The sequence below is a fragment of the Kitasatospora sp. NPDC018058 genome (assembly GCF_044327205.1).
Lineage (GTDB): Bacteria > Actinomycetota > Actinomycetes > Streptomycetales > Streptomycetaceae > Kitasatospora.
On record NZ_JBIRFA010000036.1, the window covers coordinates 1 to 12,129 of the forward strand.

The following is a 12,129-nucleotide window of genomic DNA, read 5'->3' on the forward strand; positions in this document are numbered from 1 at the left end:
CCCCCAGCTCCCTGGCGATCTCGGTGACGTTCCGGTGCGGCGACGAGCGCACCAGCGCGACCGCATCCCGCTTGAAATCCGCCGTATACCGCTTACTCATGTTGCTCTTGGTTCCCACCTGAGACTGCTTCCTCCGGGCTCACATGTCCCAGTGTCCAGGTGTCCGAGCCAAGGGTGGAACTTCCCGGGGGAGGCCGGATGATCCGTGGGATGGATGTGATCCGCGCGGGTGACGGGAAGTCTTGGAGCTTCGGCAATCCGGATACACGGGGGTCACAGTGGCTGTTCCTGCGAACGCGGAGGTAGGTGGCATTCATGGGCCACCGACCGCAAGCCTGGGGCGAACGTTGTGGTGGCGGCGGTGGCCCATGTGGGTACCCACGGCCGCTGCCGTGTGGGGCGTGTTGTACGCCGCTGTCGAGGTCACCTGGGCGGTGACGGGCACCACCGTGCAATGGAAGGAACACGCCTCGTACGCGCCGGCGGTCCAGCTTCTCCTGGCGGCCCTCGCGCTCCTGGCCGGCGGCGCCTGCCTGGCCAGCACCCGAACTCTCGCCAGGCCTGGCCGGGTTGTGCTGGCGACGGCGCTGATCACGGCGCTCCCGGTGTTCGTCGTGGGGACGAACGGACTGCCGATCTATTTCGTGACGATTGCGACGCTCTCGGGGGTCGAGAGCGCCACCGGGCTGGCCCAGGTGCTGTTGAACACGGCCGGCGCCGCCCTTCTGCTCCTCGTCGGTTTGTCGTACCGCCGACGGCTGCGCGGCGACTGCCCGCGATGTGGGAGGCCGCACGCCGGCGCAGCCGACGGCCCGCTTGCCTACCCGACCGCCTCCCGGGCCCCGAGGCGGACCCGCGTCTCGGTGTACCTGCTCATGTGCGGACTTCTGCCGTGGGCGGGAGCCAAGACCATCTGGACGCTGGGCGGCAACGCGCTCGGCGTCGCGGGCGATGACTGGCAGAGGACGACGAGCGTCGGCGCGTCGGGCCCGGCGAAGGCAACCGCGTCGGCGGGGGTCGACGTGACCGTGCTGGCCGCGCTGGTCGGGATCTTCCTGCTGCTGGGGTTGCTGTACGTGTGGGGGCAGGTGTTCCCCCGCTGGACGCTGTTCCTGTCCGGACGACGGGTCCCGCGCCTGCTGCCGCTGATTCCGGCCTGGCTGACCGGTATCCCCCTGACGATGTACGGGGTCTGCCTCACCATCATGGCCCCGCTCATGGCTGTCGGCGTGCTGCCCGAGATCAAGCCGTCCCTGCCGTTCACCTCCAGCTCGGGGATCACCTGGTTTGTCGAGTTCGGCGGCCTGGCATTCGGCGGTCTGGGCATCGGCCTCGTCGTGGCCGCTCGCTCCTATGCCGCCCGCACCCGCCCCGTCTGTGCCAGCGCCCCGGCAACGCAGCGGCCCGGGTAGTCGGGTATCGGGATGTCAGCTTCCTGCCGGCGATCGACGCGCAGTTGGCGGCGGTTCCCGATCGAAGCCCTCAAGCGCATCGCGTAAGGCCGCTCCCGCCTGGACTGAACGGCCCGACCACCGGAGGGGGTTGACGTTCATGGCCGACGTGGCTCCGCAGTGTCGGCGAGGCCGGCGGCGCGCGGTGAGGTAGGTGCTCCAGTCGCGTTGAACGTGACGAGCCCACTTCAGTGCGGTGTGGATGTGGACGTCGAGGAGGTCGGCCAGCACTGGTGCGGGCAGGTCGGTGGCGAGGGCGATCAGGGCTGCGGTGCGCGCCGCTCTGGTGTGGACGCCCTGACGTACGAGCTGGTCGTTGAACGCTTTGCGGCTGAGTGGGTGGCCGGGCACGACGCCGCGGAACAGCCACGGGGTTTGGTCGGTGAGGGTTCGGGTCAGGGCAGAGCGCTGGCGTGGCGCGTCGGCGAGTGGGTGAAGGAGTTCGGCCAGGCGGGGTGGGATCCACAGTCTCGCTTGGCCGAGCTGGAGGAACGTCTTTCCCATTGCGGTGCCGTGGATCTGGTCGGTGGTCAGATGTCGCAGACGTTCACCGGGGATGCCGTAGAGGAGGACGAGGGAGCCGACGGCGCGGACCTTCAGCGGTAGGGCGGTGTCGGTGAGGCAGCGGACCGTTGCCGCGTTGCAGGCCGTTAGCCTGTCGGTATGTCGGAGCGTGTCATGCCCGGTCGCACGGACGGCCTGATCACCCTGGTCGCCGCGGACGCTCTGTGGGTCGATTTGACGGCCGACAGTGCTGTGCCGACGGCTTCTGGGGCATTCACGTGCTCTCCTGCCCGTGCCCGGATGGGGTACGTCCTGCTCGGCGGCCATGTGGTGGCGACGGTGAGGACGAGCGGCGGTCAGTGGAGTGTTCCGGAGGTTGAAGTACGCCAGGCGGCCGCGGAACTGAACGCGGTTGGGATGGATCGGCAGGACCTGGTCCGCATCGGTCCGTTTCGTGGGGCGCCGAGGCAGGAGTGCAACGAGGAAACGCCGCTGCGTTGGCGCCGGCGCATCACGGGGGAACTGCAGGAGCTGGGCGGCCCCGAGCAGGCAGCGCGACGTGAGGTCGGGCGGCCGTACCATCTGGCGGGGATCGACTGGCGACGGATACTCGTGGAGCAGACCCGCGATGGAACGCAGCGCACGTGGTGGCTGCCGCGCGCTGTGGTCAGGCTGCTGGACGCGGCCGAGCACGCCGAAACGCGGTGGGTGCAAGCCGCGCGGACCCGCCAGGCAAGCGCAGCCGTCACCGAGCCGCCCTCCCATCCCCGGCAGGCCCGAGACGCCGGCGGTCGGCAGACGACGAGCCCCGAGGGCCCCACCTCCTCACTGCGCCCGTACGACAAAGAGCTGGAAGGCCAGCTGTACTCGGTGCTCAGCAGGAAGCCCGGTACCTCCCGCAGGGTGGCCGGGTGGGCGTGCGCCGTTTGCCGCACTGCGCCCGCCACCGTGCTCGACCACTGCCACGAACACGGCTACGTCCGCGCCCCCGTCTGCCAGTCCTGCAACACGCAGGAACGCCCCGACCACCTGTACAGCGACGACATTCGCGTGGCGAACCGCTACACACGCCTCTTCCACACCGACGCCGAGACCTGGCTCCGCCACTGGCACCGCTGCCCCGGCTGCCGCGCACGCACCACCCTGCCCCTGCCGCACCTCGCCGCATGGACCGCCCACATAGCCTGCCGATCAATGCGCCCGACCCACCGCGCCCCCCGCGGGCGCAAGCCCTGCGGTGTCCTGCGCGTGTCCTGGACGGGCAGTCAGAACGCGCCCCGTTCCTGCCTGCTCACTGTCGCCGTCGACTTCTGCCCCTCCGGCGAGCACCGTGTCCTGGCGCGAGTCCCCTACCGCGAAGCCACCGAGCGGTTTCGTGCCTGGTTGGCCGAGACGGCCCCCGCCGTGGCCGCCGCGGCCGGCCCTGACCACCTGGACGGCCTCCCTGCCCCGTTCCGGCCCATCATCGCGGACACCAGCGGCGAGGACCTACAACTGTTTTGAGCGGACACCGGGAGACCTGACACTCCACCGTCACCTCGCACCTGCCGGCCCCGACCCGTTACGACCACGAGAGCTACCGCGACCAGGTACGTGCCCCGCAGATCACCCCGCACATCGTCCGGCGCGGCACCGGGCACCGGTCCGGCCTGGGCGTTTCCCGTGGGGTACCGGTCGGGCGCAGCCTGAGCCCGGAAGAATGCGCCGGTCGGCCCTCGTGCCTCGATGTCAGTGCAGGTGCTGGCCGGACCGCTCGTTGTCCTGTGTTGCCTGGAAAGCAGCACGCCATGCCGCGATGAGGCCGTCGCGGGCTGCATCGATCCCGGAAGCGGTGTTGCCGCCGGGAACCGCGACACGGTCGATCACATCGGACAAGGATGCACCGCCGCCGACCAGGAGGCCTGCTGCCTCCAGGCTGCACATGGCGAGCTGCTCCGCCACCTCCCGCGGCAACGAGGCTTTCCGCTGGCACTGAGCCTGGGCCATCGCCGCTGCGGCCGCTGCCAGCAGGGCCGGACCACAGGACGCCAGGTCGGTTGCGGCGCGGCCCTGGTCCTCGGTGATGACGAACGGGGTGGAGAACGTCCGCAGCAGCGCCAGGAGGTTCTCGATCGCAGGCTCGGTCATACCGGGCCCGGGCACCAGGAGCGTCGCGCCGGCGCCGATCTCGTTGCCCGCGCTGGGGATCAGCTTGGCCACCGGGCCCGGCACCGCCTCGGCCAGAGCGGACAACGGCTGCCGGTTGCTGATGGTGACCACGATGTGGTCGGCGGTCAGGCACGGTCGCAGGTCGTCGAGTACGGCGGGCAGGGCCGCCTGCGGCGTGCACAGGATGATCAGTGCTGCGGAGCCGGGCAGTTCCTGCAATGACGCGATCTGCGTGCCAGGGACGACCTGCTCGAACCGCGCGATGCTCGAAGCGGAGCGCGCGCTGGCGTAGACACGGCCCGGCCCGACAGCCCGACTGAAAGCCGCCGCCAAGGTCTGGCCCATGCGGCCCAAGCCGACTATTCCCACCGTTCGGAGCTCGCTCATGGCCGCAAGCATCGCAGATCATCAGCGCCATGGTGGACCTGCTGACCGGGGAGCAGTGCGGGTGGCCACGCGACCGCGTCACCGCGCTCGAGGATCCACGCCGCGGGACGCAATTGTCGAACTGGTGCCGCTGGTCCGGAACATCACCGATGTGCTGCTGGTCTATGACGTCGGCCACGGCATGCGCACGGGTGACGGACAGCTCGCCCTCGCGCTCACCGGCACCGTCGCCGACCCGGAGATCCTGTCGGACTCGGCGCTGGTCTACCCCCGGCTGATGGAGGTGCTGCGCGGCTCGCCCGCCGCCACCAAACCGGTGATCCTCGACTGTTGCCACGCCGAGCTCGGCCTGGACGCCGAGTACCACTTCCAGTCCGCTCTTGCCCAGGGCCAGGGCTGCCGCCGGGCTTGCCGTGCCGCAGAGGACCGGGGATTCTCGAGTTCCTTGAGGACGCGCTCCCGGGTCGCGGTGGCCATGGCGGGATCGTGGTCGAACGCGCAGGTCCAGTGGGTTTCGGTGACCTGGGCTTGAGTGTGCATGACGTCGCCGAGGATGAGCAGGCGCCGGGGGTCCTTGCCCGAGGGGTCGGTGACGACCAGGCTGAGGTGTCCGGGGGTGTGGCCGGCGGTGTCCAGAGGGCGACGGCCCGGTCAGCTGGTCGCGTTGCGGTACTTGCGCACCGCCAGCCAGGAGAACAGCCCCATGATCAGCAGTGACCAGAGCGCGGACGCCACGATCGGATGCTGTATCGGCCAGACGTGCGCGCCGTCGGCCCCGGGGTTGCCGAACAGGTTCCGGCAGGCCTGGACGGTGGCGCTGAACGGGTTCCAGTAGGCGATCGTCTGCAGCCACTTCGGCATGGTGTCCACCGGCACGAAGGCGTTGGAGAGAAACGTGAGCGGGAAGAGCCAGATCAGGCCGGCCGAACTGGCCGCCTCCGGGCTGCGCACCGACAGTCCGATCAGCGCCCCGATCCAGGAGAAGGCGTAGCCCAGCGCGAGCAGCAGCAGGAAGGCACCCAGTGCCCTGAGCACCCCGCGGTGCGCCCCCCACCCCACCGGCATCGCCACGATCGCCAGCACCAGCAGGGTGAAGGCGCTCTGCGCCAGGTCGGCCAGAGTCCGCCCGGCGAGCACCGCCGAGCGTGCCATGGGCAGCGAGCGGAAGCGGTCCATCAGGCCCTTGGTCATGTCCTCCGCGATACCGGCGGAGGCGCCCTCCACCGCGAAGGTGACCGTCTGGGCGAAGATCCCGGCCATCAGGAACTCGTGGTAGCCGCCGCCCGGTACGTCGATCGCGCCGCCCAGCACGTACGAGAAGAGCAGCACGAACATCACCGGCTGCAGCAACCCGAGGATCACGATCTCGGGGATCCGGGTCATCCGGCGCAGGTTCCGCTGGGCGACCACCCAGGAGTCGCGTGCCATCTGGACGACTCCGCCGCGCGGCTGCGGGATCGCCCGTCCCCTCATCACGGTGTCGACCACGGTCAGACCTCCTTGTCAGGGTCGGTCTCCCCGGCCGTGTGGCCGGTGAGGAAGAGGAAGACGTCGTCGAGGGTGGGCCTGCGCAGGCCGATGTCGTCGATGAGGATGCCCCGCCCGTCCAGCTCGCGGATGACGTCGGCGAGCACCCGGGCGCCCCCGTCCACCGGCATGGCGATCCGCCGGGTGTGCTGCTCCACGCTGGGCCGGCCCCTGCCGTACGGGGTGAGCGCCGCGACGGCCGCACCGATCAGCTCGCGCTGGTGGACCACCACTTCCACCCGCTCACCGCCGATCCTGGCCTTGAGGTCGTCGGCGGAGCCGCGTGCGATCACCCGGCCGCGGTCGACCACGGCGATGTCGTGCGCGAGGCGGTCGGCCTCTTCCAGGTGCTGGGTGGTGAGCAGCAGGGTGGTGCCCTCCGCCACCAGCATCTCGATGACCTCCCACAGCGCCAGCCGGTTGCGCGGGTCCAGACCGGTGGTGGGTTCGTCGAGGAACATCACCGGGGGCCGCACCACCAGCGCGGCCGCCAGGTCGAGCCGGCGGCGCATACCGCCGGAGTAGGTCCTGGCCAGCCGGTCGGCCGCCTCGGCGAGGTTGAACCACTCCAGCAGCTCCCGGGCGCGCGCCTTGGCGGCCCTGGTCCGCATCTGGTAGAGCTGGCCGACCATCTGGAGGTTCTCCCGGCCGGTGAGGTACTCGTCGACCGCCGCGTACTGGCCGCACAGGCCCATCAGGCTGCGGACTCGGGCGGGGTGCCTGAGCACGTCCACGCCCGCCACGTAAGCGCTGCCGACGTCGGGCCGCAGCAGAGTGGTGAGGACCCGTACTGTGGTGCTCTTGCCCGAGCCGTTGGGGCCGAGCAGGCCCAGTACCGTCCCCTCCGGCACGTCCAGGTCGACCCCGTCCAGGGCCCGTACGTCGCCGAAGGTCTTCACCAGGCCCTCGGCCCGGATGGCCGCCCTCATGCGCCTCCTCCTTCTGCCGGTGAACCACCTGACGGCCGGCGCTGACAGGACCCCTCATTCTGCTTTCCGGCAGGGGAGCGGCCCGGTAGCCCACGCGCTGGCGGGCCCCGTGTTGGCAGTGGCCCGTCCGGCACCCCGGATGCGAGTCACCCAGGTGTGGTGGAAGCCTGGGAGAGGGACCGGAGCGGCCGAGTCGCCGGGTTCCCGAAGGCCGTATGCACCGGCCGAGGGGGTGCGGAGCCGCACGGACCCACGGACACCGGACGCGTTTTCCGTCGGACCCTCTGCCGAATCGAGGCGGTACCAGTGGATCTCAGGATGTCGGTCGAAGCCCGGGAGGAATTCCTCGCCGGAGTGCACGTGGGGATCCTGGGGGTGGACGATCCACGCGACGGCGGTGGGCCGTTACTGCTCCCGATCTGGTACTCCTACCGGCCCGGCGGACTGGTGACGGTCCAGACCGGGCGGGAAACGCTGAAGGCCCGGCTCATCCGCGGCGCGGGCCGGTTCAGCCTGTGCACGCAGAACGAGACGGCACCGTACCGGTACGTCAGCGTGGAGGGGCCCGTGGTGGCCGTCGAGGACCCGATCCCGCCGGCCGAACACGAGAAGCTGGCCCACCGGTACCTGGACCCGGACACGGCGACGGCGTACCTGGCGGCCAACCGCCGGCAACTGACCGACAACATCCTCATCCGCATGAGGCCCGAAAGATGGCGGACCGCCGACTTCGCCGCCTTCGCCAAGGAGTTCGAGCATTAGCTGCTCGTGCCACCCGGACATGCGGCAGAGAGCGGGACATTCCGATGAACACCCGGGCCATGACGCACCAGGCGGCGGACGAGCACGCCGAGAAGGTGGGCTGTCCACGCGACCGCTGTCTCCACGAGCTGTTCGACGTCTGGGCGGCACGCCGCCCGCAGGCCACCGCCTGCACACAGCACGGCCGCGGCATCAGCTACGGCGAGCTCAGGATCCGCTCCGACGCACTGGCCACCCGGCTGCACGACTCCGGTGTGCGGCACGGCGACCTGGTCGGAGTGTGCGGGGCACGGTGCCCGGAAGCGCTGGTCGCCTTCCTGGGCATCCTCAAGACCGGCGCGGCGTACGTCCCACTCGACGACACCTCACCGCCGGCGCGACTGCAGGCGATGGCCGAGGACGCGGGGGTGCATACCGTCGTCGTACTGCCCGGCAGCGCCCGCCGCATCCGGCGCGTGCGCACCCGTGTCGCCCTGGGCGGCCCGGCACGGGCCGTACCCGGGTCCGCGGTACCGCGGACCCGGGTACGGCCCACCGACTGCGCCTACGTGATGTTCACCTCCGGCTCGACCGGCCGCCCCAAAGCCGTGGCGATCCCGCACCGCGGAGTCGTGCGGCTGGCGGTCTCCGACCTGGTCGGCCAGCGGCCTCGGCCCGGTGAGCGGGTGCTACACGCCTACGGCCTCTCCTCGGACGCCTCCACGATCGAGATCTGGCCCGCGCTGCTCGCCGGCGCCTGCATCGTGATCGCCGACCAGGAGGAACTGCTGTCACCGGCCGCTCTGGAGTCACTGCTGCGCTCCGAAGACGTCGGCATCGCCTATCTCACCACCGGGGTGTTCCACCACATCGCCCGCACCAGGCCGTCGGCACTGCGGTCCCTGCGGTTCACCTCGGCCGGCGGTGAGGCGATGGACCCGGAGCTGGCCCGCGCGGTACTTTCGGCCTGCCCGGGCACCACCGTGGTCAACTTCTACGGCCCGACCGAGAACAGCGTCGTCTCCACCGCACACCTGGTACACGATCTGCCGCCCGAGGTGACGGCCGTGCCGATCGGCCGCCCGCTGGAGAACTCCACCTGCCAGGTAGTGCGTGCGAACGGCACCCCCGCCGGCACCGGCGAGGAGGGCGAACTCCTCGTCGGCGGAGACGGGCTCGCACTCGGCTACCTCGGCGACCCCGAGCTGACCGCAGAACGCTTCGTCGACAACCCCGTCGAGCCCGGTACGCGCCTCTACCGCACCGGTGACCGGGTGCTCCGGCGCGCGGACGGCGCACTGGAGTACCGGGCCCGGGTCGACAGGCAGATCAAGCTGCGCGGGCACCGCATCGAACCGGAGGAGATCGAGACCCGGCTGCGGGCGGATGACGCGGTGGGCGAGGCCGTCGTCGAACGGGACGGCGACACACTGATCGGGTACATGACACCAGCTCACCCCGGCCAGGCACTGCCCCTGGACCACATCCGCGATTCCCTCGCCACCTGGCTGCCCGCCGTCGCGGTACCCGCACGGCTGGTGGAACTCGCACAGTTCCCGGTCACCGCCGGAGGCAAGGTCGACCGCCACCGGCTGCGCAGGCTGGCTGCGACCGAAACCGCCGCCACCCCGGCACCGGCGGACGGCCCCGGGCCCGGGCCCGGGCTGCAGGACACAGTGGCGCAGGTCTGGCAGGTGGTACTGGGCGTACACCCGGCACCGGACGACAGCTTCTTCGCCATCGGCGGCGACTCCCTGCTCGCAGCCGAGGCCGTCACCCGTACGCTGACCGCCTTCGACCTCGACGCCCGGCACGGCCGCACCCTGGTCCACAGCCTGCTGCGATCCCCCGCGCTGGAGGACTTCACCGCCGCCGTCGCCACCATCAGGGACCGGCCCGGCAAGGCGGGCGCCGACACGGGACCGGTGGACTTCCGCGCCGAAGCACAGCTGGGCTTCACCCTGCCGGCGCAACGCGGACCGGACCCCGACTGGCGGCGCCCCGGTGAGGTGCTGCTCACCGGCGCCTCCGGCTTCGTCGGCGCGTTCCTGCTGGCCGCGCTGCTGCGCCGCACCGACGCCCGGGTGCACTGCCCGGTACGAAGCCGGGACCGTGCCCACGCCCGGCAGAAGGTGACGCGGTCCCTTGCCCGCTTCGACCTCGCCACCGCCGAAGCCGCCGACCGCATCGTGTGCTTCCCCGCCGACCTCGCCGAGCCTGGCCTCGGTCTGGAACCAGGCCGCGCCGACGAGCTCGCCGACACCCTCGACCTGGTGATCCACTCGGCCGCGCAGGTCAACTTCCTCTACCCGTACGAGGCGCTGCGCCGCACCAACGTGGAAGGCACCAGGGAGATCGTCCGGCTGGCGGCCGGGCGCGGCGTGCCGCTGCACTTCCTCTCCACCATCGCGGTGCTGGCCGGCTTCGGAACTGCCGGCGTACGGCACGTCGACGAGGACCTGCCGCTCGACCACGCCGACCGGCTCACCATGGGCTACGCCGAGAGCAAGTGGGTCGCCGAAGAGGTGCTGCGCAACGCCGCGGACCAAGGCCTGCCGGTGGCGGTCTACCGGCCGTACGAGATCACCGGCGACCGGCACACCGGCGCCTGCAACACCGACACCGCGATCTGCTCGCTGTTCAAGACGATCAGCGAGACCGGGCTGGCCCCCGACATCCCGCTGCCGCTGGACTTCGTCCCGGTGGACTACCTCGCCGACGCGGTGGTGCACATCGCCACGGGGCACCGCACCACCCGCCGGACCTACCACCTGACCAATCCCCGCGCGGCGCGCCTGACCGACATGCTCGACCGGATGGACGCGGGCGGCCACCGGATCAGCCGGCTCCCCTACGAGGAGTGGGTGGGCGAGCTCGTCCGCCATGTCGCGCAGCACCCCACGAGCCCCACGGCCCCGTTCGTCTCCCTGTGCGTGGACCGCTGCAAGCAGGCGGACATGTCCGTCAAGGAGATGTACTTCGAGGGCACCTTCCCGACCGTCGGGCGGGCCAACGTCGAGCGCGACCTGGCCGCCGCGGGCCTGCACTGCCCTCCGGTCGACGCGGAGCTGCTCGACCGCTACCTGGAGTACTTCTACGCCGCCGGCTACATCGAGCGCCCGTGACCGCAGCACCCCCGCAAGCAGCACCCTCGCAAGAGGAGCGAGCATGACCTCACAGCCAACCAGCACGCCGGCACCCGGCCCCGAGCTGGACGTACTGGAGTTCCCGCTCCCGCCGCCGGGCACCATGGGCCCGCCCGAGGAATGCGCACGGCTACGCGAATGCTGCCCCATGGCCAGGGTCGGGCTCCCGATGGACGCGACCGCCTGGTACGCCACCCGGTACGAGGACGTCCGGGAGCTGCTCGCGGACCCCCGGCTGATCAGGCCGACCATCAACGACTGGCCGCCCCGCCCCGGGCAGGCCGCGGACGACGGGCCCCGCCTGATCACCATGGCGGAACTGGACGGCCCCCGGCACGTGGCGCTGCGCAGGGCCGTGGCTCCGGCGTTCAGCTTCCGAGCCGTCCAGGACCGACTGCCGCGCATCCGCGAACTCGCCGAGCACCTGCTGGAGGAGTTCGAGGAAGACGGCCGCGCCGGCGACCTGGTCGCCGGATTCACCGAACCGTTCCCGCTGCTCGTGCTGTGCGACCTGGTGGGCATCCCCTTCCAGGACCAGGACTGGTTCCTTCCGGTGCTGGACGCGGCCCTCGCCGGCATGGTGACCTCCGAGGACGCGAACAGGGTCACCGACCTGCTGCGCGCGTACATGGCCGAGCTGATCGCACGGAAGCGGAGCCGACCCGGTGACGACGTCCTGACCCGGCTGGTCGGCCAGTGCGACGGCGGAGTGCTGACCCATGACGAGGTGATGGCCTTCGGGCTGTCCATGCTCACCGTCGGCTTCGGCATCAGCGGCTTCTTCCTGGCCGACTCGGTGCACACCCTGCTGGAGCGGCCACAGCTGTGGGCCCGCCTGCGCGACCGCCGCACCCTCATGCCCGGGGCGGTGGAGGAGATACTGCGGTACATGCCGGTGATGAACGGCACCGTGCTGCTGCTGGCCACCGAGGACATCGAGGCAGGCGGGCAGAGCATCCGCGCGGGCGAAGCCGTCATCCCCGTACTGGCCTCCGCCAACCGTGACGGGAGTGTGTTCGCCGACGGAGACCGGCTCGACCCGTGCCGCGCGGACAACCCCCACCTCGCCTTCGGCCGGGGAGCCCACAACTGCGTCGGCGCCCACCTGGCGCGCGCCGAGCTGACCGTCGGACTGGAGGCATTGTTCGACCGCTTCCCCCGGCTGCGTCCGGCCGACGGGCACGAACCCCTCTGGGACGACCAGTCCGTCACCAAGGCACCACTGACGCTCCCGGTCAGCTGGTGAACCCGCCCGCAGGCCCCTCGCACCCGGTCAAGCCCGGATGACCGAGCCCT

Annotated in this window: 10 protein-coding genes; 7 read left to right on the forward strand and 3 right to left on the reverse strand. The window is 71.0% G+C overall.

Annotation, left to right across the window (positions count from 1 at the left end):
• The first annotated feature begins 401 nt into the window (after window positions 1-401).
• The 3 genes from ACH4E7_RS34795 (at window position 402) to ACH4E7_RS34805 (ending at window position 3,458) form a co-directional block, all read left to right on the forward strand.
• Window positions 402-1,412, forward strand: a complete 1,011-nt coding sequence (locus tag ACH4E7_RS34795; protein ID WP_396253163.1) for a hypothetical protein — start codon at window positions 402-404, stop codon at window positions 1,410-1,412.
• A gap of 243 nt (window positions 1,413-1,655) precedes the next feature.
• Window positions 1,656-2,057: a hypothetical protein gene (locus tag ACH4E7_RS34800; protein WP_396253164.1), complete on the forward strand. Its 402-nt coding sequence runs from the start codon at window positions 1,656-1,658 to the stop codon at window positions 2,055-2,057.
• A gap of 57 nt (window positions 2,058-2,114) precedes the next feature.
• A complete protein-coding gene (locus ACH4E7_RS34805; RefSeq protein ID WP_396253165.1) occupies window positions 2,115-3,458 on the forward strand; it encodes an endonuclease domain-containing protein in 1,344 nt (447 codons plus the stop codon).
• Window positions 3,459-3,683: 225 nt separating this feature from the next.
• On the opposite strand, the gene ACH4E7_RS34810 is transcribed toward ACH4E7_RS34805, so the two are convergent.
• Window positions 3,684-4,490 (reverse strand): pyrroline-5-carboxylate reductase dimerization domain-containing protein, encoded by an 807-nt coding sequence (locus ACH4E7_RS34810; RefSeq protein ID WP_396253166.1) that lies wholly within the window; start codon window positions 4,488-4,490, stop codon window positions 3,684-3,686.
• A 124-nt stretch (window positions 4,491-4,614) separates the two neighbouring features.
• On the opposite strand from ACH4E7_RS34810, the gene ACH4E7_RS34815 reads away from it, so the two are divergent.
• Window positions 4,615-5,022: a hypothetical protein gene (locus ACH4E7_RS34815; RefSeq protein WP_396253167.1), complete on the forward strand. Its 408-nt coding sequence runs from the start codon at window positions 4,615-4,617 to the stop codon at window positions 5,020-5,022.
• Between the two features lie 119 nt (window positions 5,023-5,141).
• Here the strand turns inward: ACH4E7_RS34815 and ACH4E7_RS34820 are convergent, their stop codons facing one another.
• Both ACH4E7_RS34820 and ACH4E7_RS34825 read right to left on the reverse strand, forming a co-directional pair.
• Window positions 5,142-5,963 (reverse strand): ABC transporter permease, encoded by an 822-nt coding sequence (locus tag ACH4E7_RS34820; RefSeq protein WP_396253235.1) that lies wholly within the window; start codon window positions 5,961-5,963, stop codon window positions 5,142-5,144.
• Between the two features lie 17 nt (window positions 5,964-5,980).
• Window positions 5,981-6,946 carry an ATP-binding cassette domain-containing protein gene (locus ACH4E7_RS34825; RefSeq protein ID WP_396253168.1) on the reverse strand — a complete coding sequence of 322 codons (966 nt, stop codon included), beginning with the start codon at window positions 6,944-6,946 and terminating at the stop codon, window positions 5,981-5,983.
• 318 nt (window positions 6,947-7,264) lie between these two features.
• Here ACH4E7_RS34825 and ACH4E7_RS34830 point away from each other — a divergent pair, with 318 nt between their 5' ends.
• The 3 genes from ACH4E7_RS34830 to ACH4E7_RS34840 are packed head-to-tail and all read left to right on the forward strand — an operon-like array spanning window position 7,265 to window position 12,079.
• Window positions 7,265-7,708, forward strand: a complete 444-nt coding sequence (locus ACH4E7_RS34830) for a pyridoxamine 5'-phosphate oxidase family protein (RefSeq protein ID WP_396253169.1) — start codon at window positions 7,265-7,267, stop codon at window positions 7,706-7,708.
• A gap of 44 nt (window positions 7,709-7,752) precedes the next feature.
• The gene (locus ACH4E7_RS34835; RefSeq protein ID WP_396253170.1) at window positions 7,753-10,812 is read left to right on the forward strand and encodes an amino acid adenylation domain-containing protein; all 3,060 of its coding nucleotides are present in this window, start codon (window positions 7,753-7,755) and stop codon (window positions 10,810-10,812) included.
• 43 nt (window positions 10,813-10,855) lie between these two features.
• A complete protein-coding gene (locus tag ACH4E7_RS34840; RefSeq protein WP_396253171.1) occupies window positions 10,856-12,079 on the forward strand; it encodes a cytochrome P450 in 1,224 nt (407 codons plus the stop codon).
• Window positions 12,080-12,129 lie beyond the last annotated feature (50 nt).

What these genes read in the sequence shown, in the direction of transcription:
- ACH4E7_RS34805 (WP_396253165.1), top strand. Translation starts at nt 2,115, where the DNA reads ATGTCGGAGCGTGTCATGCCCGGTCGCACGGACGGCCTGATCACCCTG.
- ACH4E7_RS34810 (WP_396253166.1), bottom strand. Translation starts at nt 4,490, where the DNA reads ATGAGCGAGCTCCGAACGGTGGGAATAGTCGGCTTGGGCCGCATGGGC.
- ACH4E7_RS34820 (WP_396253235.1), bottom strand. Translation starts at nt 5,963, where the DNA reads ATGAGGGGACGGGCGATCCCGCAGCCGCGCGGCGGAGTCGTCCAGATG.
- ACH4E7_RS34825 (WP_396253168.1), bottom strand. Translation starts at nt 6,946, where the DNA reads ATGAGGGCGGCCATCCGGGCCGAGGGCCTGGTGAAGACCTTCGGCGAC.
- ACH4E7_RS34830 (WP_396253169.1), top strand. Translation starts at nt 7,265, where the DNA reads ATGTCGGTCGAAGCCCGGGAGGAATTCCTCGCCGGAGTGCACGTGGGG.
- ACH4E7_RS34835 (WP_396253170.1), top strand. Translation starts at nt 7,753, where the DNA reads ATGAACACCCGGGCCATGACGCACCAGGCGGCGGACGAGCACGCCGAG.
- ACH4E7_RS34840 (WP_396253171.1), top strand. Translation starts at nt 10,856, where the DNA reads ATGACCTCACAGCCAACCAGCACGCCGGCACCCGGCCCCGAGCTGGAC.